Source organism: Pseudaquabacterium rugosum, from assembly GCF_038066575.1.
GTDB classification, from domain to species: domain Bacteria; phylum Pseudomonadota; class Gammaproteobacteria; order Burkholderiales; family Burkholderiaceae_C; genus Pseudaquabacterium; species Pseudaquabacterium rugosum.
In genome coordinates this window covers 1-24,282 of the sequence record NZ_JBBUTF010000001.1, presented here as the reverse complement: position 1 = coordinate 24,282, position 24,282 = coordinate 1, and the positions used below count along the sequence as shown (strand labels likewise).

At 65.8% G+C, this 24,282-nt stretch carries 35 protein-coding genes and 1 tRNA gene; all 36 read right to left on the bottom strand.

Annotation, left to right across the window (positions count from 1 at the left end):
• Positions 1-34: 34 nt before the first annotated feature.
• On the bottom strand, positions 35-1,429 hold the full coding sequence (prsR, locus tag AACH11_RS00180; RefSeq protein WP_341372172.1) for a PEP-CTERM-box response regulator transcription factor: 1,395 nt from the start codon (positions 1,427-1,429) through the stop codon (positions 35-37).
• The gene (prsK, locus tag AACH11_RS00175; protein WP_341372171.1) at positions 1,426-3,540 is read right to left on the bottom strand and encodes an XrtA/PEP-CTERM system histidine kinase PrsK; all 2,115 of its coding nucleotides are present in this window, start codon (positions 3,538-3,540) and stop codon (positions 1,426-1,428) included. The genes prsR and prsK overlap by 4 nt, the downstream gene beginning before the upstream one ends.
• A gap of 74 nt (positions 3,541-3,614) precedes the next feature.
• On the bottom strand, positions 3,615-4,997 hold the full coding sequence (locus AACH11_RS00170) for a TIGR03013 family XrtA/PEP-CTERM system glycosyltransferase (RefSeq protein WP_341372170.1): 1,383 nt from the start codon (positions 4,995-4,997) through the stop codon (positions 3,615-3,617).
• Between the two features lie 178 nt (positions 4,998-5,175).
• On the bottom strand, positions 5,176-5,922 hold the full coding sequence (locus tag AACH11_RS00165) for a S1 family peptidase (RefSeq protein WP_341372169.1): 747 nt from the start codon (positions 5,920-5,922) through the stop codon (positions 5,176-5,178).
• 170 nt (positions 5,923-6,092) lie between these two features.
• Positions 6,093-7,496: a GNAT family N-acetyltransferase gene (locus tag AACH11_RS00160; RefSeq protein ID WP_341372168.1), complete on the bottom strand. Its 1,404-nt coding sequence runs from the start codon at positions 7,494-7,496 to the stop codon at positions 6,093-6,095.
• Positions 7,497-7,737: 241 nt separating this feature from the next.
• Positions 7,738-7,814: transfer RNA gene (locus tag AACH11_RS00155), tRNA-Met, on the bottom strand.
• A 258-nt stretch (positions 7,815-8,072) separates the two neighbouring features.
• Positions 8,073-8,477 carry a 50S ribosomal protein L17 gene (gene rplQ, locus AACH11_RS00150; protein WP_341372167.1) on the bottom strand — a complete coding sequence of 135 codons (405 nt, stop codon included), beginning with the start codon at positions 8,475-8,477 and terminating at the stop codon, positions 8,073-8,075.
• Positions 8,478-8,571: 94 nt separating this feature from the next.
• Complete coding sequence (locus AACH11_RS00145) at positions 8,572-9,573, bottom strand: DNA-directed RNA polymerase subunit alpha (RefSeq protein WP_341372166.1); 1,002 nt, start codon at positions 9,571-9,573, stop codon at positions 8,572-8,574.
• Positions 9,574-9,725: 152 nt separating this feature from the next.
• A complete protein-coding gene (rpsD, locus tag AACH11_RS00140; RefSeq protein WP_341372165.1) occupies positions 9,726-10,349 on the bottom strand; it encodes a 30S ribosomal protein S4 in 624 nt (207 codons plus the stop codon).
• Between the two features lie 218 nt (positions 10,350-10,567).
• Positions 10,568-10,972, bottom strand: coding sequence for a 30S ribosomal protein S11 (rpsK, locus tag AACH11_RS00135; RefSeq protein ID WP_341372164.1), 405 nt, complete (start codon positions 10,970-10,972; stop codon positions 10,568-10,570).
• 31 nt (positions 10,973-11,003) lie between these two features.
• Positions 11,004-11,369 (bottom strand): 30S ribosomal protein S13, encoded by a 366-nt coding sequence (gene rpsM, locus AACH11_RS00130; protein WP_341372163.1) that lies wholly within the window; start codon positions 11,367-11,369, stop codon positions 11,004-11,006.
• Between the two features lie 42 nt (positions 11,370-11,411).
• Positions 11,412-11,525: a 50S ribosomal protein L36 gene (gene rpmJ / locus AACH11_RS00125; RefSeq protein ID WP_341372162.1), complete on the bottom strand. Its 114-nt coding sequence runs from the start codon at positions 11,523-11,525 to the stop codon at positions 11,412-11,414.
• An 81-nt stretch (positions 11,526-11,606) separates the two neighbouring features.
• Positions 11,607-12,929 carry a preprotein translocase subunit SecY gene (gene secY, locus AACH11_RS00120; protein ID WP_341372161.1) on the bottom strand — a complete coding sequence of 441 codons (1,323 nt, stop codon included), beginning with the start codon at positions 12,927-12,929 and terminating at the stop codon, positions 11,607-11,609.
• A 28-nt stretch (positions 12,930-12,957) separates the two neighbouring features.
• Positions 12,958-13,389 carry a 50S ribosomal protein L15 gene (gene rplO, locus AACH11_RS00115; RefSeq protein ID WP_341372160.1) on the bottom strand — a complete coding sequence of 144 codons (432 nt, stop codon included), beginning with the start codon at positions 13,387-13,389 and terminating at the stop codon, positions 12,958-12,960.
• 28 nt (positions 13,390-13,417) lie between these two features.
• On the bottom strand, positions 13,418-13,600 hold the full coding sequence (gene rpmD / locus AACH11_RS00110) for a 50S ribosomal protein L30 (RefSeq protein WP_341372159.1): 183 nt from the start codon (positions 13,598-13,600) through the stop codon (positions 13,418-13,420).
• Between the two features lie 22 nt (positions 13,601-13,622).
• Positions 13,623-14,141: a 30S ribosomal protein S5 gene (rpsE, locus tag AACH11_RS00105; protein ID WP_341372158.1), complete on the bottom strand. Its 519-nt coding sequence runs from the start codon at positions 14,139-14,141 to the stop codon at positions 13,623-13,625.
• A 22-nt stretch (positions 14,142-14,163) separates the two neighbouring features.
• Complete coding sequence (rplR, locus tag AACH11_RS00100) at positions 14,164-14,526, bottom strand: 50S ribosomal protein L18 (RefSeq protein WP_341372157.1); 363 nt, start codon at positions 14,524-14,526, stop codon at positions 14,164-14,166.
• 12 nt (positions 14,527-14,538) lie between these two features.
• Positions 14,539-15,072 (bottom strand): 50S ribosomal protein L6, encoded by a 534-nt coding sequence (gene rplF, locus AACH11_RS00095; protein ID WP_341372156.1) that lies wholly within the window; start codon positions 15,070-15,072, stop codon positions 14,539-14,541.
• An 18-nt stretch (positions 15,073-15,090) separates the two neighbouring features.
• A complete protein-coding gene (gene rpsH / locus AACH11_RS00090) occupies positions 15,091-15,486 on the bottom strand; it encodes a 30S ribosomal protein S8 (RefSeq protein WP_341372155.1) in 396 nt (131 codons plus the stop codon).
• A 29-nt stretch (positions 15,487-15,515) separates the two neighbouring features.
• On the bottom strand, positions 15,516-15,821 hold the full coding sequence (gene rpsN, locus AACH11_RS00085) for a 30S ribosomal protein S14 (RefSeq protein WP_341372154.1): 306 nt from the start codon (positions 15,819-15,821) through the stop codon (positions 15,516-15,518).
• A gap of 8 nt (positions 15,822-15,829) precedes the next feature.
• The gene (rplE, locus tag AACH11_RS00080) at positions 15,830-16,369 is read right to left on the bottom strand and encodes a 50S ribosomal protein L5 (protein WP_341372153.1); all 540 of its coding nucleotides are present in this window, start codon (positions 16,367-16,369) and stop codon (positions 15,830-15,832) included.
• A gap of 35 nt (positions 16,370-16,404) precedes the next feature.
• Complete coding sequence (rplX, locus tag AACH11_RS00075) at positions 16,405-16,722, bottom strand: 50S ribosomal protein L24 (RefSeq protein WP_341372152.1); 318 nt, start codon at positions 16,720-16,722, stop codon at positions 16,405-16,407.
• Between the two features lie 46 nt (positions 16,723-16,768).
• The gene (gene rplN, locus AACH11_RS00070) at positions 16,769-17,137 is read right to left on the bottom strand and encodes a 50S ribosomal protein L14 (protein WP_119156770.1); all 369 of its coding nucleotides are present in this window, start codon (positions 17,135-17,137) and stop codon (positions 16,769-16,771) included.
• 286 nt (positions 17,138-17,423) lie between these two features.
• Positions 17,424-17,939, bottom strand: coding sequence for a peroxiredoxin (locus AACH11_RS00065; RefSeq protein ID WP_341372151.1), 516 nt, complete (start codon positions 17,937-17,939; stop codon positions 17,424-17,426).
• A 131-nt stretch (positions 17,940-18,070) separates the two neighbouring features.
• Positions 18,071-18,349, bottom strand: a complete 279-nt coding sequence (gene rpsQ / locus AACH11_RS00060) for a 30S ribosomal protein S17 (protein WP_341372150.1) — start codon at positions 18,347-18,349, stop codon at positions 18,071-18,073.
• Complete coding sequence (rpmC, locus tag AACH11_RS00055; RefSeq protein WP_341372149.1) at positions 18,349-18,549, bottom strand: 50S ribosomal protein L29; 201 nt, start codon at positions 18,547-18,549, stop codon at positions 18,349-18,351. The genes rpsQ and rpmC overlap by 1 nt, the downstream gene beginning before the upstream one ends.
• 14 nt (positions 18,550-18,563) lie before the next feature.
• Positions 18,564-18,980 carry a 50S ribosomal protein L16 gene (gene rplP / locus AACH11_RS00050; protein WP_341372148.1) on the bottom strand — a complete coding sequence of 139 codons (417 nt, stop codon included), beginning with the start codon at positions 18,978-18,980 and terminating at the stop codon, positions 18,564-18,566.
• 13 nt (positions 18,981-18,993) lie between these two features.
• On the bottom strand, positions 18,994-19,812 hold the full coding sequence (gene rpsC, locus AACH11_RS00045; RefSeq protein ID WP_341372147.1) for a 30S ribosomal protein S3: 819 nt from the start codon (positions 19,810-19,812) through the stop codon (positions 18,994-18,996).
• Positions 19,813-19,830: 18 nt separating this feature from the next.
• A complete protein-coding gene (gene rplV, locus AACH11_RS00040; RefSeq protein WP_341372146.1) occupies positions 19,831-20,160 on the bottom strand; it encodes a 50S ribosomal protein L22 in 330 nt (109 codons plus the stop codon).
• 12 nt (positions 20,161-20,172) lie between these two features.
• On the bottom strand, positions 20,173-20,448 hold the full coding sequence (gene rpsS, locus AACH11_RS00035; protein ID WP_341372145.1) for a 30S ribosomal protein S19: 276 nt from the start codon (positions 20,446-20,448) through the stop codon (positions 20,173-20,175).
• Positions 20,449-20,458: 10 nt separating this feature from the next.
• On the bottom strand, positions 20,459-21,283 hold the full coding sequence (gene rplB, locus AACH11_RS00030) for a 50S ribosomal protein L2 (protein WP_341372144.1): 825 nt from the start codon (positions 21,281-21,283) through the stop codon (positions 20,459-20,461).
• Positions 21,284-21,286: 3 nt separating this feature from the next.
• Positions 21,287-21,601: a 50S ribosomal protein L23 gene (rplW, locus tag AACH11_RS00025; protein WP_341372143.1), complete on the bottom strand. Its 315-nt coding sequence runs from the start codon at positions 21,599-21,601 to the stop codon at positions 21,287-21,289.
• Positions 21,598-22,233: a 50S ribosomal protein L4 gene (gene rplD, locus AACH11_RS00020; protein WP_341372142.1), complete on the bottom strand. Its 636-nt coding sequence runs from the start codon at positions 22,231-22,233 to the stop codon at positions 21,598-21,600. Before rplD ends, rplW begins: the two co-directional genes overlap by 4 nt.
• Positions 22,234-22,235: 2 nt before the next feature.
• Positions 22,236-22,913 (bottom strand): 50S ribosomal protein L3, encoded by a 678-nt coding sequence (rplC, locus tag AACH11_RS00015; protein WP_341372141.1) that lies wholly within the window; start codon positions 22,911-22,913, stop codon positions 22,236-22,238.
• Between the two features lie 236 nt (positions 22,914-23,149).
• Positions 23,150-23,461: a 30S ribosomal protein S10 gene (gene rpsJ, locus AACH11_RS00010; RefSeq protein ID WP_260788833.1), complete on the bottom strand. Its 312-nt coding sequence runs from the start codon at positions 23,459-23,461 to the stop codon at positions 23,150-23,152.
• 89 nt (positions 23,462-23,550) lie between these two features.
• Positions 23,551-24,282, bottom strand: a 732-nt coding sequence (locus AACH11_RS00005; RefSeq protein WP_341372140.1) for an EF-Tu C-terminal domain-related protein, incomplete at its 5' end; no start/stop codon positions are given.

Below are 24,282 nucleotides of genomic sequence, written 5' to 3'. Positions count from 1 at the left end.
CGGTCAGGGTCGACGACCGGCGCCGCCGCGGGGCTCACTCCGCGAGCTTGCGGATGGACAGGCGGTTCATCAGGTCGTAGAGCGTCGGTCGGCTCACGCCGAGCAACTCCGCGGCCTTGACGATGTTGCCATCCGTACGGGCCAGCGCGGCCAGCACGGCCTGCCGTTCGGCATTCTCCCTGACGGCCCGCAGATCGAGGTCACTCATGTCGATGGTCGCATCGGCTTCGCCGCTGCCTGCGGGGGCGATCAGGCCGAGATCCTGCGCACAGACGCGGTTGCTGTCGGCCATGATCACGGCACGCCGCACCGCGCTGAGCAGCTCGCGCACGTTGCCGGGCCAGCCATGGGCCTCGATGGCCCGCACGGCATCCTCGCCCAGGCTCATCGAGCCGCGCTTGTTGTCCTGCGCGAAGCGCCGCAGGAAGGCATGGGCCAGCAGCACGGCATCGCCCACGCGCTTGCGCAGCGGCGGGATGTCGACCACGATCTCGGCCAGCCGGTAGTACAGATCCTCGCGGAAACGGCCTTCCGCGATCTGCTGCTTGAGGACCTGGTGCGTGGCACAGACCACGCGCACGTCGACGGCGATCTCCTGCCGGCCACCGATGCGCTCGATCTTGCGCTCCTGCAGGAAGCGCAGCAGCTTGGCCTGCAGCGGGTGCGGCAGGTCGCCGATCTCGTCGAGGAACAGCGTGCCGCCATGGGCGGTCTCGATCTTGCCCGGCGTGGTCTTGGTGGCACCGGTGAAGGCGCCGCGCTCGTAGCCGAAGAGCTCGCTCTCGAGCAGGTTCTCGGGAATCGCCGCGCAGTTGATCGCGACGAACTTGCCGCTGCGTCGGGCCGCCTGGTGCAGGCCCTGAGCCAGCACCTCCTTGCCGGTGCCGCTCTCGCCGAGCAGCATCACGGTGGCCTCCGACGGCGCCACGCGCTCGACCATGCGGCCGATGCGCAGCATCTCCGGATCCCGGGTGATCATGCCGCCCAGGCCGTCGGGCTGGCGCAGCTGCTGCAGGCGCGCATTCTCGGCCTGCAGCTCGGCCATGCGGAAGGCCCGGGCGATGGTCAGGCGCAACACGTCGTCGTCCGGCGGCTTGGCCAGGAAGTCGTAGGCGCCCAGCGCCACGGCGCGCAGTGCATTGGTCTGGTCGTTCTGGCCGGTCAGCACGATGACCTTGACATCGGGCTGCAGGGCCAGCAGCTGCTCCAGCAACCGGAAGCCCTCGGACACCGAGTCGGGATCGGGCGGCAGCCCGAGATCCATCGTGACGACGGCCGGCTGGTAGCGGCGGAAGGCCACCAGCGCGGACTCACGGTCGCTGGCCGTCACGCAGTCGAATTCGTCGAGCGACCACTTCAGCTGCTTCTGCAGCGCGATGTCGTCCTCGACGATCAGCAGCGTCGAATCAGCGGCGGGCGCCTGGCTCATGCGCCGCCCTCCGCCGCACGCAGATCCGATGCGGTGCGCACCTCCAGCAGCGGCAACAGCACCGCCATGACCGTGCCCTGGCCCAATTCGCTCTTCACGTCGATGCTCCCGCCGAGTTCCCTGATGTACTGATGGCTTTCATACGAACCGATGCCCATGCCCTGCTGCTTGGTGGAGGCGAACGGCCGGAACAGCCGGTTGCGGATGAATTCGGCGCTCATGCCGGCGCCGGTGTCGCCGACCTCGAGCCGCGCGCGCCCCGCATCCTGCACCAGGCGCACCCAGACCCGGCCACTGGCGGGCGTGGCATCCAGCGCATTCTGCACAAGATGTCCGACCACACGCTCCAGACGGTCGGCGTGACCGCGGGTGGACACCCGGTCAACGATGTCCGTCTCCAGCTCACGGCCCCGCTGGCGGGCCATATCCTGCGTGCGTTGCAGCAACTGAGCCAGATCGACCCCCGAGGCCGTGCCCACGGGCTTGGCGCCCTCGCGCAACTGCAGCATCAGCTGGCGCATCTTCTCGAGGGAGCTCTCGATGGTCAGGCGCATGTCCTGCTGGAACTCGGGCTTGTGGCCGTGGCGATCGATGTTCTTCATCATCAACGACAGCTGCGTGATGATGTTCTTCAGATCGTGCACGACGAAGGCCGACATGCGGTTGAAGGCATCGAACTTGCGCGCTTCCAGCAGGGCCTCGGTGGCATGGATCTGGGCCAGGAAGCCGGCGGCCTGGCGGGCGGCGGTCTTCAGCAGATCGCGCACCTCCCAGTCGAGCTCGATCGCGGTGCGCGGTCGGGCCAGCACGACGAAGCCCATCAACTGCTCGCCGACGAGCAGGGGGATCACCAGCCAGGCCTGGTCGAGGCCCTGCAGCCAAGGCAGCAGGACCAGCCCGTCCTGCTGCCGGGAGGAGCCGGGCGGCAGGGTGACGATCCACTCGCGCTCGCGCATCAGCGTGCACAGCGACGAATCCGGTGGCTCCACCGCATCCAGCACCGGAAAGTTCCAGGCCGCACTCTGCACATGCCCTTCATCGCCGACGGCGCGGTACCACAGCGCACCGGCCGGACTCTCGACCAGATCGGCCAGCCCGCGCACGACCGTGGCACCGACCTCCTGTGGCGAGCGGGCCGACGCCAGCATCGACGTGAAGCGCAGCCATTCACGCCGGTAGTCGTAGCGGTAGCGGAAGAAGTGCTTGCCGAGGAAGACCTTGAAGCGCGCGCGGGACGTGCCCGAGGCCATGGTCAGCACGAGGCCGACCAGCGCACCGAACAACAGGGCGACCTGCAGTGCGCCCCCCCAGCTGCCGCCGAAGTACCGGACGTAATAGCCCACGCCGGCGATGAACACCAGGTACAGGCCGATGACCAGCAAGGTGGCCGAATAGAACATCGCCCCGCGCGAGAACTGCAGGCGACGCTGCCAGCCCTTCTGGCGGTGGACGGCCAGCCACAGCAGCGGCACGGTCATCGCGTGGACCAGCCCGCGGACGGCCAGCACGTCGGCGTCGATCCGCTCGAACATCATGCCCTGGGAGAACAGGTAGATGTCGAAGGCGGCCATCGCGCCCAGCCCCAGGCTCAACGGCTTGACCTCCCAGCGGGCGCCGTCGGCCTGGTTGCGGAACAGCTGCTCGATCAGCAACAGCAGCAGCACGGCCCAGGCCAGACCGATGATCGACAGCCAGCGCATCGCGGGCACGGCCTCGCCAGCCCATTGGCCGAGCCAGTGGTTGGCCAGCAGGCTCAGCCCCAGCAACAGCGCCGGCAGCCCGGCGGACAACAGCGGCGCGGGCACTTCGGGCGTGGCCGGCTGGTGCAACGGCCGCAGCAGCTGCTGCAGGAACAGGCACCACAGCGCGTACCGCGCGTGGTCGCAGAACAGGGCCAGGTGCCAGCTGATGAGCTTGGTCGACCCCAGATCCCACCAGGCCGTCAGTCCCCAGGCCGCACTGAGCCACACCGCCGCCATGAACCGGAGGGCCGGACGGCTGACGCCCCCGTTGCGACGGGCCAGCCAGGGCAAGGCGAACCCGAGCGCCGTCCAGGCCAGCCAGGCGGCGACATAACCCAGCGCCCGCAGCGTGTCGATCTCGGCGAACACGGTCGGACGGCCTCAGTGCAGGGGCCGCGGCGTGCCGCGGGCACCCCGGCGGCACCGGATGGAGCGCCTCACGCTCAGCGCGCGCCCTTGCCGGTCAACACGACGCCCACGGTCTCGAACAGCACGACGAAGTCCAGGAACAGGCTGTGGTTCTTCACGTAGTACAGGTCGTACTGCAGCTTCTCCTGCGAGTCCTCGACCGTGGAGCCGTACTGGTAGCGCACCTGGGCCCAGCCGGTGACGCCCGGCTTGATGCTGTGGCGCACCGCGTAGTAGGGGATCTCGTTGGTCAGCTGCTCGACGAAGAAGGGGCGCTCCGGGCGCGGACCGACCAGGCTCATGTCGCCGGCCAGCACGTTGAACAGCTGCGGCAGCTCGTCGATGCGGGTCTTGCGGATGAAGTTGCCGACACGGGTCACACGGCTGTCGTTCTTGGTCGCCCACTGCGGCTTGCCGTCCTTCTCGGCGTCGGTGCGCATGCTGCGGAACTTGGTGACCTTGAACACCTGGCTGTTGGCGCCGACCCGCTCCTGGCGGTAGAAGATCGGGCCCTTGCTCTCGAGCTTGATCAGCACCGTGGTGACGAGCATCACCGGCAGCGCCAGCAGGATCAGGGCCGACGAGCAGACGATGTCGAAGATGCGCTTGACCAGGGTGCGGTAGAAGCCCTGGTTGAAGCCGTCACCGAAGATCAGCCAACCGGCATTGACGAAGTCGACGCGGATCTGGCCGAGCATGCGCTCGAAATAGGTGGTGATGTCGAAGACGCGGATGCCGGAGAGCTTGCAGTCCAGCAGCTCACGCAGCGGCATGCTGCCCGAGCGACGCTCGGTCAGCGCGACGATGATCTCGTCGACCTCCAGTGCGCGGGCGGTCTGGATCAGCGACTGCGTCGGCGTCAGGCGCTCGTTCTCGGGCACGGCGATCGACTTCTCGTTCGGCCCCGGGAAGTAGCCGACGACGGTGGCCAGCGGATCGGCCGTGCGCAGCGTCGTGCCGACCATCTGCGCCGCCGGACCGGCACCGAAGACCAGCACGCGGGCCCCGGCGCGCGACTTGGTCGCCCAGTAACCCAGCACCACACGACGCAGGATCAGCGCGGTGATGACCAGCATCGCCGAGATGCGGATCGCATCCACATTGCCGAAGCCCACCGGCAGCAGATCGAAGATCTGGTAAGCCAGCACCAGGCCCAGGCCGAGGGCCAGCAGCGAACGCAGCAGGGACTCCGACAGCGACCATTCCTGGGCCCGCTGGTACAGGCCCGAGGCACTGTTGATCACGAACAGCCCGGCCGCCAGCGAGATGACCTGCGGCCCGGCCAGCGGCACGGCCAGGGTCAGGTGCTCCGCCTGGACGAAGATCACGCCCGCGAGCGCGGCCAGCGACAGCAGGAAATCGAAGACGATGCGTCGCAGCGTCCAGGCATGGAAGTAATGGTTGAACATCCGGATCATCGGCGGCTCCCTGCCGTGTGCTCTTGGTGTCGGGGTCGCGCGCGACCGCGTGCATCTCGCGACGCAACGCAGGGTGCGGGCTCGCACTGTAGTGAGGGCTGTCCGAGGCGGACAATCCCGGCTGTCGGTGCGCCGAGGCGTAGTTCACGCGGCGGACACACGAGAATGAGGGGGGCGATCATGGCGAAGGCGGCGCCTCCAGCAGCTCGATCACCCGCTGCACCGGGATCGCGTAGGTGATGCCGGTGGGGGTGGAAATCGCGGACTCGCGCGTGCCCTTGACCCAGACCATGTTGACGACCGCGACGACCTCGCCGGTGCCCGCATCGATCACGGGTCCACCGCTGTTGCCCGGATACGCGACCCCGTCGAGCTGATAGACGGTGAAGGCCCCCTGGCGCAGGCGGGCGACGGTGCGGGCATCGAGCTGGGCACTGGTGGGCGCCGGCAAGGCCACGCGCGTGATCGACGACAGCATCGCACGGTGGGACACCACCTGCAGGCCGAGCGCTCCACCGAGCGGAAATCCCTGAATCAGCAGATCCTGACCTTCGAGCACCGGCGTGCGGGCCAGCGCCAGCGCCGGCAGCGCAGGCCCCTCCACCTCCAGCAAGGCCAGATCGTGCTCGGGCGCGGCCCGGAGCACCCGGACCGGACGCAGTTGCACGGTCTCCCCATCGGGCTGGGGAATGGCGATCGCCAGGCGAGCCGGTGCCTGACCTGCGGCCGGAGCGTCGGGCAGCACATGCCGGTTGGTGATGATCCACCGGCCGGCGGCGACCGCGAAGCCCGTGCCACGAAAACCGAATCGGGGGCTGGCCAGCTCATCGTGCGTGCCCACGCCGACGACGGAGACCCGGGTCCGCGCGATCAGCGCACTGCGATCCTGGGCCTGCACCGGCAGGCTGGCCGCCAGCCAGACCACGACGCTCCACCCCAGGCCGCGCACCGCGGCACGGAGGCGGCGGGCGGACCGGTCAGCGGGCGGCGACGGATCGACTGTGAAATTTCTCGACACTGGACGATTGTGCCGCCTGCGTCCCGGTGACTCCCGCCCGGATCGTGGGGGGATGTCCATCCCACTCGTGACACAAGTCAGGCTGGCGTGGCTTCCCTCTCGATGGGGTCCGTTGATGGTGCGCTCGCAGTGCCGGCAGCGGCCGCTCCGACGTCCTCCGGCAAGCCGACAGGCCAGGGCTCGAAGGTCTCCGGCGTCTCATCGAGTGACTCATCGGTGCGCAGCCCGGCCAGCTCCAGGCAGCAGTGCCGCCAGGCCTCGTCCACCGTCAGCACCAGCAGACCATAGACGGTGCCGGCGGGCGTCTGGCGGCGCCGCACGGCCCGGACCTCGACATGGGCGCGCCGGCCGGGCCCGAGTTCAACGTCCAGCCAGCCCTGCGTGCCTTCCGGCAGCACAGCGTCGATGGCCACCAGCGCGCCATGCGGCGCCAGGTTCAGGAGTTCGCCCGGCACCTCCAGCGTGTCTCCATAGGACGACAGCTTCAGACGGGCCGGGCAGCGCAGCGTGTAACGCGGCTGACGACGCAGCGGCAACCGCAGACCGCGGACAGGCATCGGCGGCAGCACGGGCTCGTACTCCGGCTGGGGATACAAGGCCCGCAACAGCATCGCCTGTCGGGGCTCCAGGCCGGCAAAGACACGGGTGGCCCGGTTGAAGAAGTGATCCATCAGCTCCGGGGTCATGACCGGATCGTTGGTCGTGTGCCAGTCACGGGCAGGCCACTCGATCGCGCCGAACTCCAGCGCCGTGAAATAGCGGTGCAGGTTGCGGCTTGGCGGAGCGTGACCGTAGACCTGCGCGTAGCGGACCTCGGCCTGATCCAGATCGAGCGACGCGATGACCGCCGGGGCCCCATGCGCGAAGGCGTAGGCACCGATCGACTCGCCTTCGGCACGGTCGAACAGCAGGATGGCCTCGTACAGCTCGATGCGCTTCGGATTGACCGCAATGACCAGATGCCGGGTGTCGAAGTAACGCCTGCAGTAGGCATACATGAACTTCAGCAGGGGGAACAGGATGCGTCCGCCCGTGGCCCGATGGGCTGGATCGATGGCCAGTGCGGAGACCTCGGCCACCCGCCCTTGCTGACAGCCCAGGCGATCAAGGTCGTAGATCGTCTGGCAAGGCAGACCGAGGGCGCCCTGGCGAATCAACGAGACCGTGCCGACGACGGTGCCGTCGAGCTTGGCGTAGAGCGTGGTCGTGGTCGGCAGTGCGTGATAGGCCGTGACCCGCATGCCGCTCGGATCAGGCGCCATGTAGCCTTCGGCCACATAGGCATCGTGCAACAGATGGAAACAACTCTGCAGCTCCTCGCGGGTGCGCGCGATGCCGAGCACCAGACCGGCCGGCAGGCGCTCCTCACAGCGGACCAGGCGGCGATAGAGCTGGTGGCGCCGAGCTCGGGGCAAGCGGCTCACGGCGCGTCGCAGGCCCTGGCGCAGGGTGCGCTGCAGGGCGGCCAGTAGCTTGCTCATGGATCAGGACTCTCCGTCGGCGGCATCGCACGGGGCCTCGCACGATGTCCGGCGTGTCGGGCACGCCCTGACTGTTTCGTCCACCGGGCCGGCGTCGTTGAGGCCTGCGGCCGGCCGAATTGACACAAGGTGTAATCGCCGCGATGTGCGCGGCGCGGCGTGTCACGCGGGGGACACGCCGCCTTGAGGCAGCCGGAAAAGAAAAAAGCCTGACCGGCAGAACCGATCAGGCTTTTCAAGGTGGTTGCGGGGGCAAGATTTGAACTTGCGACCTTTGGGTTATGAGCCCAACGAGCTACCAGGCTGCTCCACCCCGCGACTGAAGCTAGCAGTATATATCGGAATCCGACGAGACTGCAAGAATTTTGTTGCCCTGCGGCCTGTCGCAGCGGTTTGGCCGGCAGAACATCGGCACCGGAGACAAGCCCGGGGCACAGCGGCCGCAGACCGACACGCCCAGCGACACGCCCAGGCATCAGACAAAAAAGCCCGCATGCATCAGCAGGCGGGCCTTCCGTGATCAGCGGGTGTGCTCAGGCGCTGACGCGCCCGGAGAGCACGACCCGGTTTGTCCGATCACTCAGCGGCAGTCGGAGCCTCGGCGACGGCTTCGGCCGTCGCGTCAGGACGGTCGACCAGCTCGACGAACGCCATCGGCGCGTTGTCGCCCACGCGGAAGCCCATCTTCAGGATGCGGGTGTAGCCGCCCGGACGGGTCTGGAAGCGCGGGCCCAGCTCGTTGAACAGCTTGGTCACGATGTCGCGATCGCGCAGACGGGCAAAAGCCAGACGGCGATTGGCAACGGTCGGGACCTTGGCCAGCGTGATCAGCGGCTCGACGACGCGGCGCAGTTCCTTGGCCTTGGGCACCGTGGTCTTGATCGCCTCGTGCTGCAGCAGCGAGACGGCCATGTTGCGCAGCATCGCTTGACGATGCTCGCTGGTGCGGTTCAGTTTGCGAAGACCGTGACGGTGACGCATGGTGCTTTCCTTTCTTTATTGAACTCTGGCCGTATCAGGTACCAGAGGTTGCACGTCGGGCGGCCAAGGGCCACCCGTGTGGAGAGGCGCTGGATCAGCGCTTGTCCAGACCTTGCGGCGGCCAGTTCTCGAGACGGGCACCCAGGGTCAGGCCACGCGAGGCCAGGACTTCCTTGATCTCGTTGAGCGACTTGCGACCCAGGTTCGGGGTCTTCAGCAGCTCGGTCTCGGTGCGCTGGATCAGATCGCCGATGTAGTAGATGTTCTCGGCCTTCAGGCAGTTGGCCGAGCGCACCGTCAGCTCCAGCTCGTCGACCGGACGCAGCAGGATCGGATCGTGCGGAGGCTGGGGCTCGCCGGCGCGGCTGGTGCCGGTCGGATAGGCGCCCGCGCCTTCGTGGATCTCCAGACCGGCGAAGACGGCCAGCTGGTCGACCAGGATCTTGGCCGACGCACGGATCGCTTCCTCGGGCGTCACGGCGCCGTTGGTCTCGATCTCCATGACCAGCTTGTCCAGATCGGTACGCTGCTCGACGCGGGCGTTCTCGACCGCGTAGCTGACGCGACGGATCGGCGAGAACGAGGCGTCCAGCACGATGCGGCCGATGGCCTTGGTCGGCTCGTCACCGTAGCGGCGCAGGTTGCCCGGCACATAGCCGCGGCCCTTCTCGACCTTGATCTGCATGTCCAGCTTGCCGCCTTGGGCCAGATGGGCGATGACATGATCCGGATTGACGACCTCGACGTCGTGCGGCACCTGGATGTCGCGCGCCGTGACCGGGCCTTCGCCTTCCTTGCGCACCACCAGCGTGACCTCGTCACGGTTGTGCAGCTTGAAGACCACGCCCTTGAGGTTCAGCATGATGTGCACGACGTCTTCGGCCACGCCGTCGACGGTCGAATACTCATGCAGCACGCCGGCGATCGTGACCTCGGTCGGCGCATAACCCACCATCGACGACAGCAGCACGCGACGCAGCGCGTTGCCCAGCGTGTGACCATAGCCACGCTCGAACGGTTCGAGGGTGACCTTGGCACGGTTGCCGCCGAGCGGCTCGACCTGGATGGCTTTGGGTTTCAGCAGATTGGTTTGCATCGAGTCCTGTTCCTCTCAATACCCTCGGCTCGTTACACCGATAAGGCTGACGGACCGGGCCCCGGCGGGCACACACGTGTCCGCCAAGGCCCGGAAGCGCTGCTCGTCGACCGCCGCGTGCCCGCAGACGGGCACGGCAGCGCGGCCACTCATCAGCGCGAGTACAGTTCGACGATCAGCGACTCGTTGATCTCCGAGCCGAACTGGTCGCGGTCGGGGACCTTCTTGAAGACGCCTTCGAACTTGGTGGCATCGACCTGCACCCAGTCAGGCATGCCGATCGACTCGGCCAGCTTCAGCGCGTCAACGATGCGCAGTTGCTTCTTGGCCTTCTCGCGCAGGCTGATCACGTCGCCGGCCTTGACCAGGTAGGACGCGATGTTGACCTTCTGGCCGTTGACCAGGATCGCGCAGTGCGACACCAGCTGGCGGGCTTCCGCGCGGGTCGAACCGAAACCCATGCGATAGACGACGTTGTCCAGGCGGGTTTCCAGCAGCTGCAGCAGCGTGGCACCGGTGTTGCCCTTGCGGCGCTCGGCCTCGGCGAAATAGCGGCGGAACTGACGCTCCAGCACGCCGTACATGCGCTTGACCTTCTGCTTCTCGCGCAGCTGGATGCCGAAGTCGGAAGTACGCTGACCCGAGGTACGGCCGTGCTGGCCCGGCTTGGTGTCGAACTTGGCCTTGTCGCTGATGGCGCGGCGGGCGCTCTTCAGGAACAGGTCGGTGCCTTCACGGCGGGCGAGCTTGGCCTTGGGGCCGAGGTAACGTGCCACGGTATGTCCTTGTGTTTTCTGACGCGAGACGATGTCGCGTGAGTCTGCGCCCGGTGGTCAGGCGCGCAGACACGGGAACAGTCGCCGGCCACGCGCAACAGAGGCGCAAAGCGGGCGACCAAGCGAAACGCCGGCAGGCGCTTGCGCGCCCACCGGCATGGGAAACGGAGCATTGTAGCGCCTGACCCGATCAAGACCGGGCCAGGCACAACGCCGCATCAGATGCGACGACGCTTCTGCGGACGGCAGCCGTTGTGCGGAACGGGCGTCACGTCGCTGATCGAGTTGATGCGGATGCCGAGTGCGGCCAGCGCGCGCACCGACGATTCGCGACCCGGGCCGGGGCCCTTGATCTTGACGTCCAGGTTCTTGATGCCTTGTTCCTGGGCAGCGCGGCCGGCGACTTCCGCCGCGACCTGAGCCGCGAACGGGGTCGACTTGCGCGAGCCCTTGAAACCCTGGCCACCCGACGATGCCCACGACAGGGCACCGCCCTGGCGATCGGTGATCGTGATGATGGTGTTGTTGAACGAGGCGTGCACGTGGGCGATGCCGTCCGCGATGTTCTTGCGGACCTTCTTGCTCACGCGACGCGCTGCGGAGTTGACGGGTGCTTTGGCCATGTCGATTCTCTGCGTTCGGTGACGGACGGGCTTACTTCTTCAGCGCCGCGGCACCCTTGCGCGGACCCTTGCGGGTGCGGGCATTGGTGCGGGTGCGCTGACCACGCATGGGCAGACCACGACGATGGCGCATGCCACGGTAGCAGCCCAGGTCCATCAGGCGCTTGATGTTCATGCTGATCTCGCGGCGCAGATCGCCCTCGATGGTCAGCCGGTTGACCTCGTCACGGATCTTTTCCAGATCAGCGTCGCTCAGGTCCTTGATCTTCTTGGTGCGGGCGATGCCCGCGACGTCGCAGATCTTCTGCGCCGTGGTCCGGCCGATGCCATAGATCGAGGTCAGACCGATCTCGGCGTGCTTGTGCGGCGGGATGTTGATGCCAGCAATACGGGCCATGTTCTTCCTTCAGTCAGCAAGAGGCGGCAGATCGCGCGGGGGTCAGCCTTGACGCTGCTTGTGGCGCGGATCGGTGCAGATCACGCGCACGACACCGTTGCGGCGGATGACCTTGCAATTGCGGCACATCTTCTTGACCGATGCAGAGACTTTCATCGTCTTTTCCTTGTGAGCGCCTCTTCCGCAACCGGCATATGAGGCGCCGGGTGAATGACAGGCCCCGCGAGGGGCCTGCCGTCATCCTGCCTTGAAGTTGGCCTTCTTCAGCAGGGATTCGTACTGCTGACTCATCACGTAGCTCTGGACCTGGGCCCAGAAGTCCATCGTGACGACCACGATGATGAGCAGCGAGGTACCACCGAAGTAGAACGGCACGTTGTACTTCAGGACCAGAAATTCGGGCAGCAGGCACACCAGCGTGATGTAGACCGCGCCGGCCAGCGTCAACCGACCCAGGATCTTGTCGATGTGCCGTGCCGTCTGCTCACCCGGACGGATGCCCGGGATGAAGGCGCCGCTCTTCTTCAGGTTGTCCGCCGTTTCCCGGCTGTTGAAGACCAGGGCGGTGTAGAAGAAGCAGAAGAACACGACCATCGTGGCGTACAGCAGCACGTAGATCGGTTGTCCGGGCGACAAGGCCGCCGAGACGTCCTTCAGCAGACGGGCGAACCATCCCTCGCCTTCACCGGTCGCGAACCATCCCACGACCGTGGCCGGCAGCAGGATGATCGACGAGGCGAAGATCGGGGGGATCACGCCGGCCATGTTGACCTTCAGCGGCAGATGCGACGACTGGCCACCGTAGACCTTGTTGCCGACCTGGCGCTTCGCGTAATTCACGAGAATCTTGCGCTGGCCACGCTCGACGAAGACCACGGCGAAGGTCACCAGCACCACCAGGGCGATGATGAACAGCGCGGCGATGATGCTCATCGCACCGGTGCGGATCAGCTCGAAAAGGCCGCCGATGGCGCTCGGCAGACCCGCCGCGATGCCCGCGAAGATCAGGATCGAGATGCCGTTGCCCAGTCCACGCTCGGTGATCTGCTCACCCAGCCACATGAGGAACATCGTCCCGGCCGTCAGGCTGACGACGGTCGTCATCCTGAAGCCGAAGCCGGGCGACAGCACCAGGCCGGCCGTGCCTTCCAGCGCGACGGCAATGCCGAAGCTCTGGAACAACGCAAGGCCCAGCGTGCCGTAGCGCGTGTACTGGGTGATCTTGCGGCGCCCGGCCTCACCTTCCTTCTTCAGCGCTTCCAGCGACGGCACCACGTAGCCCATGAGCTGCATGATGATCGACGCCGAGATGTACGGCATGATGCCCAACGCGAACACGGTGAAGCGCGAGAGCGCTCCGCCCGAGAACATGTTGAACAGGTTCAGGATGCCGCCCTGCTGGCCCTTGAAGAGCTGCTGCAGCTGGTACGGATCGATGCCCGGCACCGGGATGTGTGCCCCGATGCGGTAGACGACCAGTGCCAGCAACAGAAAGACAAGACGGCGACGCAGGTCGCCGAACTTGCCGCTCTTGGCCAGCTGGTTTGCCGAAGTAGCCAAGGTGAGTCCTTCCTGCGCCGCCCGACGATCAGGCCAGCGTGCCGCCAGCCGCTTCGATCGCGGCCTTGGCACCGGCGGTGGCGCCGACGCCCTTCAGGGCGACCTTCAGCGACAGCTCACCGGTCTTCACGACCTTGACCACGCGCACGAGCTGGCCGACCAGGCCGGCTTCCTTCAGCGTGACCAGATCGACGTCTTCCTTGCCGAGCGCCTGCAGGTCAGCCAGCGTCACTTCGCCGTTGAACTTCAGGGAAGCCGACTTGAAGCCGCGCTTGGGCAGACGGCGCTGCAGCGGCATCTGGCCGCCTTCGAAACCGACCTTGTGGTAGCCGCCGGCACGCGACTTCTGGCCCTTGTGACCGCGACCCGCGGTCTTGCCCAGGCCCGAGCCGATACCGCGACCGACGCGACGACGCGCCTTCTTGGCACCCTCGGCGGGCTTGATGGTGTTGAGTTGCATGGGTGTCAATCCAGGGTGCTGGGTGCGGTCAGACGACCAGCACCAGATAGGCGACCTTGTTGATCATGCCGCGCACCGCCGGAGTATCTTCCAGGGTGGACTGGCTGTTCAGGCGACGCAGGCCAAGGCCACGCACGGTGGCGCGGTGCGAGGCCTTGCAGCCGATCGGGCTGCGCACCAGCTTGACGGTCAGGGTCTTCTTGTCCGACATGGTGTTCTCCAGTACGGCCGTATCAGTTGAAGATTTCTTCAACCGACTTGCCACGCTTGGCGGCGATCTCGGCCGGCGTGGTCGAGCGCTTGAGCGCGTCCAGCGTGGCGCGAACCATGTTGTACGGGTTGCTCGAACCGAGGCTCTTGGCGACGATGTCGGTGACACCCATCACTTCGAACACGGCGCGCATCGGGCCGCCGGCGATGATGCCAGTACCGGCCGGAGCCGGAGCCAGCAGCACCTTTGCGGCGCCATGATGGCCGGTCACGTTGTGGTTCACGGTGCCGTTGCGCAGCGCGACCTTGAACATGTTCCGACGGGCGGATTCCATGGCCTTCTGCACCGAAACCGGCACTTCCTTGGCCTTGCCCTTGCCCATGCCGATGCGGCCATCGCCATCGCCGACCACGGTCAGCGCAGCGAAGCTCAGCGTGCGGCCACCCTTGACGACCTTGGTGACGCGGTTGACCGCGATCATCTTTTCCTTCAGGCCGTCGTCGTTGCCTTCGACCTGAGCGCGGGGAGTGAACTTTGCCATTTGCTTGTTTCCTTTCCGCGGATCAGAACTGCAGGCCGGCTTCGCGTGCAGCCTCGGCCAGCGCCTTCACGCGGCCGTGGTACGCGAAACCCGAGCGGTCGAAAGCGACCTTCTCGACGCCAGCGGCCTTCGCCTTCTCGGCGATGCGCTTGCCGACGAGAACCGCGGCGGCCACATTGCCACCCTTGTCCTTGCCGATCTGGTCGCGCACTTCCTTCTCGGCGGTCGAGGCCGAAGCCAGAACCTTTTCGCCGTCGCCGGAAATCACGCTCGCGTAGATGTGAAGATTCGAACGGAAGACCGTGAGCCGCACGGCGCCCAGCTGGGCGATGCGGGCACGGGTCTGACGGGAGCGACGCAGGCGCTGCTCTTTCTTGTTCAGCATGTCGTGCTCCTGTTACTTCTTCTTCGTTTCCTTCAGCACCACGCGCTCGTCGGCGTAGCGGATCCCCTTGCCCTTGTAGGGCTCAGGAGGACGAATCGCGCGCACTTCGGCAGCCACCTGGCCGACGGCCTGGCGGTCAGCGCCCTTGATCAGGATCTCGGTCTGGGACGGGGTCTCGACCTTGACGCCTGCGGGCATTTCCTTGACGACAGGGTGCGAGAAGCCGATCTGCAGGTTCAGCTTGGTGCCTTGGGCCTGGGCACGGAAGCCCACACCGACCAGGCTGAGCTTCTTCTCGAAGCCCTTGCTGACGCCAGCGACCATGTTGTTCAGCAGCGCACGCATGGTGCCGCTCATGGCATTCGCTTCGCGGCTTTCGTCGACGGGGGCCAGCTTGATCTGGGCCCCATCCTTCTCGACCTTGACCAGGGCACTGGCAGCACGCACCAGCGTGCCGTTGGCGCCCTTGACCGTGATCTGGTCAGCAGCGATCGTCACGTCCACACCAGCGGGGACGGCGACCGGCATCTTTCCAACGCGGGACATAGTTGCTCTCCTTCGCGATCAGGCCACGTAGCAGAGCACTTCGCCGCCGACGCCGCTCTGACGCGCCTTGCGGTCGGTCATCACGCCCTTCGGCGTCGTGACGATGGCCACACCCAGGCCATTCATGACCTGCGGAATGTCGTCACGGCCCTTGTAGATGCGCAGGCCAGGACGGCTCACGCGCTCGATGCGCTCGATCACCGGCTTGCCGGCGTAATACTTCAGGGCAACCTGAAGCTCGCTCTTCGCGCCTTCGGACTTGACCTGGAAACCGTCGATGTAGCCTTCGTCCTTCAGGACTTGGGCAATGGCCACCTTCAGCTTCGACGAGGGCATCGCGACGACCGCCTTCTGCACCATCTGCGCATTGCGGATGCGCGTCAGCATGTCGGCGATAGGATCACTCATGCTCATTGTGTATCTCCTGCTCGTACCCGGCCGGCTTACCAGCTGGCCTTGGTGACGCCGGGGATGTCGCCCTTGAAGGCGAGTTCCCGGATCTTGCTGCGACCCAGACCGAAGGTGCGGAACACGCCGTTCGGACGGCCCGTCAGGCTGCAACGGTTGCGCAGACGGGTCGGGTATGCGTTGCGCGGAAGCTTCTGCAGCTCCAGGCGCGCCAGGTAACGCTCGTCGTCCGACTTCGAGCTGTCGTCAATGACAGCCTTCAGTTCCGCGTACTTATTCGCGTACTTGGCCACCAGGGCTTCGCGCTTGGCTTCACGCTGCTTCAGCGACATCTTGGCCATGGGGCACCTCAGTTCTTGAACGGGAAGCGGAACGCGGCGAGCAGCGCCTTGCACTCCTCGTCGGTCTTGGCGGTCGTCGTGATGCTGATGTTCAGACCACGGAGCGCATCGATCTTGTCGTACTCGATTTCCGGAAAGATGATCTGCTCTTTGACGCCGACGTTGTAGTTGCCGCGACCATCGAACGAACGACCCGAGATGCCGCGGAAGTCACGGACGCGCGGCAGCGCGATGGTGACGAAGCGGTCCAGGAATTCGTACATGCGCACACCGCGCAGCGTGACCATGCAGCCGATGGGCAGGTTCTCGCGGATCTTGAAACCCGCGATGGCCTTGCGGCTCTTGGTCACCACCGGCTTCTGGCCGGCGATCTTGGTCAGGTCGCCAACGGCGTGATCCATGACCTTCTTGTCAGCCACCGCCTCGCTCACACCCATGTTGAGCGTGATCTTGGTCAGGCGCGGGACTTCCATCACCGACTGGTAGCCGAACTTCGCGGTCAGGTCGGGAACGACCTTCTCGCGGTAAAACTGTTGCAGACGAGCCATAGGGAACCTCGGTCTTCCTTGCCGTTGTCGGGCCCTCAGGCCTTGATCTCTTCGCCGCTGGACTTGAAGACGCGAACCTTCTTGCCATCGGCCAGGATCTTCACGCCGACGCGATCGGCCTTGCCGGTCGCCGCGTTGTAGATCGCGACATTGGATTGGTGGATCGGCATGACCTTGTCGATCACGCCACCGGTCGTGCCCTTCATCGGGTTCGGCTTGACGTGCTTCTTGACGACGTTCACGCCATCGACCAGGACATGGTCCTCGTCGACACGCAGCGTGATGGTGCCGCGCTTGCCCTTGTCGCGACCGGTCAGCACGATGACCTGGTCGCCCTTGCGAATCTTGTTCATGACTGGGTGTCCTTTCGCCTGATGCTTGAATCTGGACGCGGCCGCGTCAGAGCACCTCAGGCGCCAGCGACACGATCTTCATGAAGCGCTCGGAACGCAGTTCACGCGTGACCGGGCCGAAGATGCGCGTGCCGATGGGCTCGAGCTTGTTGTTCAGCAGCACGGCGGCATTGCCGTCGAACTTGACCAGGGAGCCGTCCTGACGGCGCACGCCCTTGGCGGTACGCACGACGACCGCGCTGTAGACCTCGCCCTTCTTGACGCGGCCACGCGGTGCGGCTTCCTTGATCGACACCTTGATGATGTCGCCGATGCCGGCATAGCGACGCTTGGAACCACCAAGCACCTTGATGCACATGACGGACTTGGCGCCCGTGTTGTCAGCGACGTCGAGTCGCGATTGCATTTGGATCATGTGTGTCCCCAACTTGCCTCGCCTTGCAATGCCGTTTCCGACATCACGAACGAAGCAGTCTTGGGCCCGTCATCACCACTCCACTCGTTGCGTGCCGTGCAGATCGACCGAGTGACCTCGATCGATCAACACCACACCGACGCGAGCGCAGCAGCACTGGTTGGGCGGATCCGAAGATGCAGGCGCGACGAACGCCGCACCGCCTTCTTCGGCGAAGCTTGAGATTATGGAACGGAAGCAGAGGCCTGTCAACCGACAGACCTCTGGCCATCCGTGCGCCGCGCGCTCAGCCGCGCAACGCCTGGGCCTGGCCCAGCAGAGTGAGCGCGTCGCTGACCTCGAACTGGCCGGGGCCCTCGACATTGAGCGTACGCACCTGCCCATCGACGACGAGCATCGAGTAGCGGTTGCTGCGCAGCCCCAGCCCACGGGCCGTCAGATCCAGCGTCAGACCCGTGGCCTGGGCGAAGGCGGCGCTACCGTCCGCGAGCATGCGCACGCGACCATCGACACCCTGATCCTGGCCCCAGGCACCCATGACGAACGCGTCGTTGACCGACAGACACCAGATCTCGTCGACACCGGCATCACGCAGCGCCTGCGCCTGCTCGACATAACCTGGCAGATGCTTCGCCGAGCAGGTCGGCGTGAACGCGCCGGGAACGGCGAACAGCGCGATGGTCTTGCTGGCCGAAGCGGCGGAGACGTCCACCGGCTGAGGGCCGATGGCGCACCCTTCGGTGGCGACGCTGACGAATTCGGTGAGGGTGAGGGCCGGCAGGCGGTCTCCAACCTGGATCATGCGATGAGCTCCTGATGCGTGAAAATAGGCCGATTCAGAAACGACAACGGCCGGCCCGCCAGTATTCCAGCGGACCGGCCGTACGGACCGCATGGGACACAAGGCCCCACGGCGGTCACGGTCGGATCAGATCAGACCAGTACGGCCTTCTCGACCAGTCGCGAGACGACCCACGACTTGGTCTTGCTGATCGGGCGGCTCTCGACGATCTCGACGATGTCACCGAGGTGAAACTCGCCGTTCTCGTCGTGCGCCTGGTACTTGCGCGAACGCGCAACGATCTTGCCGTAGAGCTCGTGCTTGACACGGCGCTCGACCAGGACGGTCACGGTCTTGGCGCGCTTGTCGCTGACGACCTTGCCGACCAGACTACGGACGACCTTCTGGGCCGTGGCTTGGGCTTCGCTCATCACGCGGCTCCCTTCTTCTTCTCGGCCAGGATGGTCTTGGCGCGGGCGATGTCACGACGCGTCTGGCGCAGCTGGGACGTGTTGCCCAGTTGCTGGGTCGCCTTCTGCATGCGCAGGCCGAAATGGGCCTTCAGCAGATCGGTGACTTCCTTCTCCAGACCGGCGATGTCCTTGGCGCGCAGCTCGGTTGCTTTGCTCATGGTGTCCTCCGGGATCAGGCGCCGACCTGGCGCGACACGAACGTGCAGCGCAGGGGCAGCTTGGCGGCGGCCAGCGTGAAGGCCTCGCGAGCGAGTTCTTCCGGCACACCGTTGATCTCGTAGAGCACCTTGCCGGGCTGGATCTCAGCCACGTAGTACTCCGGGTTGCCCTTGCCGTTGCCCATACGGACTTCGGCCGGCTTCTGCGAGATCGGCTTGTCAGGGAAGATGCGGATGAAGATGCGACCACCGCGCTTGATGTGGCGCGAGATCGCCCGACGGGCCGCTTCAATCTGACGCGCGGTGATCCGACCGCGCTCGGTGGCCTTCAGGCCATATTCGCCGAACGACACGGCGGCGCCACGCGTGGCGATACCGGTGTTACGGCCCTTGTGTTCCTTGCGGAACTTGCGACGTGCTGGTTGCAGCATGTTTCAGTGCTCCTCAGGCCGCGCCAGCGCCCGGCACGACCTTGCGGACGCGCTTGGCTGCCGGCGAACCAGCGCCCTCGCCGCCACGGGCGTCGGAGCGCGGGCCACGGCGGTCAGCACCCGGAGCGCCCGGACGCGGACCGCGACGCGGACGACGTTCTTCTTCCTGACCCTGCGGCTGCTGGGCAGCCGGCGCATCGCCACGGCCCAGGTTGTCGCCACGGTAGACCCACACCTTGACGCCGATGACGCCGTAGGTGGTCTTGGCCTCGGAGAAGCCGTAGTCGATGTCGGCGCGCAGGGTGTGCAGCGGCACACGACCTTCGCGATACCACTCGGTACGGGCGATCTCGATGCCGTTCAGACGACCGGCGCTCATGATCTTGATGCCTTGGGCGCCCAGACGCATCGCGTTCTGCATCGCGCGCTTCATCGCGCGGCGGAACATGATGCGCTTCTCGAGCTGCTGCGTGATCGAGTCGGCGATCAGCTGGGCATCGATTTCCGGCTTGCGGATTTCCTCGATGTTCACTGCCACCGGCACGCGCAGGCGCTTGGCGAGCTCGGCCTTCAGGTTCTCGATGTCCTCGCCCTTCTTGCCGATCACGACACCCGGACGCGCCGAGAAGATCGTGATGCGGGCGTTCTTGGCAGGACGCTCGATCAGCACGCGGGCGACCGCGGCGTTCTTCAGCTTCTTCTTGAGGTACTCACGCACCTCCAGATCTTCGGCCAGCATGCCCGCGAAATTGCGGTTGGACGCATACCAGCGCGAGGCCCAGGCACGGGTGACCGCCAGGCGGAAGCCGGTCGGATGGATTTTCTGTCCCATGGTCTTCCTTGCTGCCTGTCAGTTGCCGACCGTCACATAGATGTGACAGGTGGGCTTGCTGATGCGATTGCCGCGGCCCTTGGCACGGGCGGCGAAACGCTTCAGCGTGGCACCCTGCTCGACGTAGATGGCCTTGACCTTCAGTTCGTCGATGTCGGCGCCGTCGTTGTGCTCGGCGTTCGCGATCGCGGACTCCAGGGCCTTCTTGACGATGCCGGCGGCCTTCTTCTGCGTGAAGGCGAGGATGTTCAGGGCCTGATCGACCTTCTTGCCACGGATCAGGTCCGCCACGAGGCGGCCCTTGTCCACGGACAGGCGGACACCACGGACGATTGCTTTGGTTTCCATCGTCGTGACTCCTTAGCGCTTGGCCTTCTTGTCCGCCGGATGACCCTTGAACGTACGGGTCAGGGCGAACTCGCCGAGCTTGTGACCGACCATCTGGTCGCTCACGTACACCGGCACGTGCTGTTTGCCGTTGTGCACGGCAATGGTCAGACCGATGAAGTCAGGCAGGATCGTCGAGCGGCGCGACCAGGTCTTGATCGGCTTCTTGTCCTTCGTGGCAACGGCCTTTTCGGCCTTGGCCAGAAGGTGGTGGTCCACGAAAGGACCCTTCTTGAGGGAACGTGCCATGGTGTGACCCTTACTTCTTGCGACGCGACACGATCATGTTCTGCGTGCGCTTGTTGTTGCGGGTGCGGAAGCCCTTGGTCAGCGTGTTCCACGGCGACACCTGGGCCTGACCTTCGCCGGTCTTGCCTTCGCCACCACCGTGCGGGTGGTCGACCGGGTTCATGGCGGTACCACGAACGGTCGGACGGATACCCTTCCAGCGGATGGCGCCGGCCTTGCCGTACTGGCGCAGGCTGTGCTCTTCGTTCGACACCTCGCCGATGGTGGCGCGGCAATCGATGTGGATCTTGCGCACTTCACCCGAGCGCAGGCGGACCTGGGCGTAGGTGCCTTCACGCGCCATCAGCGTCACCGAAGCGCCGGCCGAGCGCGCGATCTGCGCGCCCTTGCCCGGCATCATCTCGACGCAGTGGATCGTCGAACCCACCGGGATGTTGCGGATCGGCAGGGTGTTGCCAGCCTTGATCGGCGCTTCGGCGCCGCTCAGCAGCGTGGCACCGACTTCGACACCGCGCGGGGCGATGACGTAGCGACGCTCGCCGTCGGCGTAGCAGATCAGGGCGATGTGGGCGGTGCGGTTCGGGTCGTACTCGATGCGCTCGACCTTGGCCGGGATGCCGTCCTTGTTGCGCACGAAGTCGACGACGCGGTAGTGGTGCTTGTGACCACCACCCTTGTGACGCATCGTGATGTGGCCGTTGTTGTTGCGGCCGGACTTCTGCTTCTGCGGCTCGAGCAGGGGCGCGTAGCCCTCACCCTTGTGCAGATGCTTGTGCACCACCTTGACCACGGCACGGCGGCCAGGCGAGGTCGGCTTGACTTTGACGATGGCCATGGCTTACGCGGCCTCCCCGGAGAAGTTGAGCTCCTGGCCCGGCTTCAGCGACACGTACGCCTTCTTGGCGTGGTCGCGACGGCCCAGACGGCCGCCGAAGCGCTTGACCTTGCCCTTCTGGTTGGCAACGTTCACAGCCAGGACTTCGACCTTGAACAGCAGTTCGACCGCTGCCTTGATCTCGTCCTTGTTGGCGTCGCGCTGGACCTTGAACAGCACCTGGTTGTGCTTCTCGCCCACGTTCGTCGCCTTTTCGGAGACGATGGGAGCGATCAGCACCTGGGCCAGACGGCCTTCATCGAACTTGGGCGCGGTCATGCGAACATCTCCTTGAGCTGCTCGATCGCGCCCTTGGTCACCAGCACCTTCTTGAAGTGCACCAGCGACAGCGGATCGGCGTAGCGCGGCTCCACGACCAGCACGTTCGGCAGGTTGCGCGAAGCCAGGGCCAGGTTCTCGTCGACAGCCTCGGCGATCACCAGGACCGAGTTGGCGTGACCGGTACCCAGGCCCATGGCCTTGAACTTCGACGCCAGCAGCTTGGTCTTCGGCGCTTCGAGAGCGATCGAATCGACCACCGCCAGGCGACCGTCACGGGCCAGCTGCGAGAAGATGGCGGCCATGCCGGCGCGGTACATCTTCTTGTTGACCTTCTGGGTGAAGTTCTCGTCCGGGCGGTTCGGGAAAATCCGACCACCACCCCGCCACAGCGGCGACGAGCTCATACCCGCACGGGCGTTGCCGGTGCCCTTCTGGCGGAACGGCTTGTGCGTGGTGTGGCTGACTTCGCCACGATCCTTCTGGGCACGGGTGCCTTGGCGGGCGTTGGCCTGATAGGCCACGACCACCTGGTGCACCAGCGCTTCGTTGTAGTCACGCGCGAACACGGTGTCCGGCGCGTCGACCTTGGCCGTCGCCTGGCCCTGCTCGTTCAGAAGCTCGAGTTGCATGTTCAAGCCTCCTTCTTGGCCTTGGCCTTGATGGCCGGGCGCACGGTCACGAAGCCGCTCTTGGCGCCGGGAACGGCACCGCGCACCAGCAGCAGCTGGCGAGCTTCGTCGATGCGCACGATGTCCAGGTTCTGGGTCGTCACGGTGACGTCACCCAGATGACCCGACATGCGCTTGCCCGGGAACACGCGGCCCGGATCCTGGGCCATCGAGATCGAGCCCGGGACGTTGTGCGAGCGGCTGTTGCCGTGCGAAGCGCGCTGCGAACCGAAGTTGTGGCGCTTGATCGTGCCGGCGAAGCCCTTGCCGATCGAGGTGCCCTGCACGTCGACCTTCTGGCCGGCGGCGAACAGGGTCACGGGGATCGAGGCGCCCGCGGCGTACTGACCGACCACGTCGGCCGGCACACGGAATTCCTGCAGGATCTCACCGGCTTCCACACCCGCCTTGGCGAGGTGGCCGGCTTCCGGCTTGGTCACACGCGATGCCTTGCGTGCGCCGAACGCCACTTGCAGGGCGTTGTAGCCGTCGGTCTGCTCAGTCTTGACCTGGGCAACGCGGTTGTTCGACACGTCGAGCACGGTCACGGGGATGGTGTCGCCATCGTCCGTGAAGATGCGCGTCATGCCGACCTTGCGGCCCAGCAGACCGAGGCGATAGCTGTTGGCAGCTGTCGTCATGGCTCTTCTCCAGCTCCTGACCACGCCTGTGGTCGAAGCCTTGGGTTCAAACTCCCGACATCGATTGGCCGGGGGCGGGTACGCCTGTCACACGCCCGCCACGCCAGGGATGCGAACATCCCGACATGGCGGCCGCGCTCAAAGCGCGCAAGCGCCAGACCCCGGAAAACCCGGGGGCTGGCGCAAAAGCCCGTGATTCTAGCGTGCTGATGGCCGCGGCCACAAGCACCCCGGGATCACTGCAGCTTGATCTCGACGTCGACGCCAGCCGGCAGGTCCAGCTTCATCAGCGCGTCGACCGTCTTGTCGGTCGGATCGACGATGTCCATCAGACGCTGGTGGGTGCGGATCTCGAACTGGTCGCGCGAGGTCTTGTTGACGTGCGGCGAACGCAGGATGTCGAAACGCTGCATGCGGGTCGGCAGGGGCACCGGGCCCTTGACGATGGCGCCGGTGCGCTTGGCGGTCTCGACGATTTCCAGGGCGGACTGGTCGATCAGCTTGTAATCGAAAGCCTTCAGGCGGATGCGGATCTTTTGCTTGGACATGTGAGGTCCTCTCGGATGAGTGTTTCGGAGGGCAATGGCAGAGCCGCGGGCCTGCTCGGCAGGCCCGCGCTCCAACCACTCACAAGTCTTTACTCGATGATCTTGGCGACGACGCCGGCGCCGACGGTACGGCCGCCTTCACGGATGGCGAAGCGCAGGCCTTCTTCCATGGCGATCGGGGCGATCAGCTTCACGGTGATGCTGACGTTGTCGCCCGGCATGACCATTTCCTTGTCCTTCGGCAGCTCCACGGCACCGGTCACGTCCGTCGTGCGGAAGTAGAACTGGGGACGGTAGTTGTTGAAGAACGGGGTGTGACGGCCGCCTTCGTCCTTCGACAGCACGTAGATCTCGGCCGTGAAGTGGGTGTGGGGCTTGACCGAACCCGGCTTGCACAGCACCTGGCCGCGCTCGACGTCTTCACGCTTGGTGCCGCGCAGCAGGATGCCGACGTTGTCGCCAGCCTGGCCCTGGTCCAGCAGCTTGCGGAACATTTCCACGCCGGTGCAGGTGGTCTTCTGCGTCGCCTTGATGCCGACGATCTCGATTTCCTCGCCGACCTTGACGATGCCGCGCTCGACGCGACCCGTCACCACGGTGCCGCGACCCGAGATCGAGAACACGTCTTCGACGGGCATCAGGAAGGTGCCGTCCACGGCGCGCTCGGGCGTCGGGATGTAGCTGTCCAGCGCCTCGGCCAGGCGGAAGATCGCCTGTTCGCCCAGATCACCGGTGTCGCCTTCGATGGCCAGCTTGGCCGAACCCTTGACGATCGGGGTGTCGTCGCCCGGGAAGTCGTACTTCGACAGCAGCTCACGCAC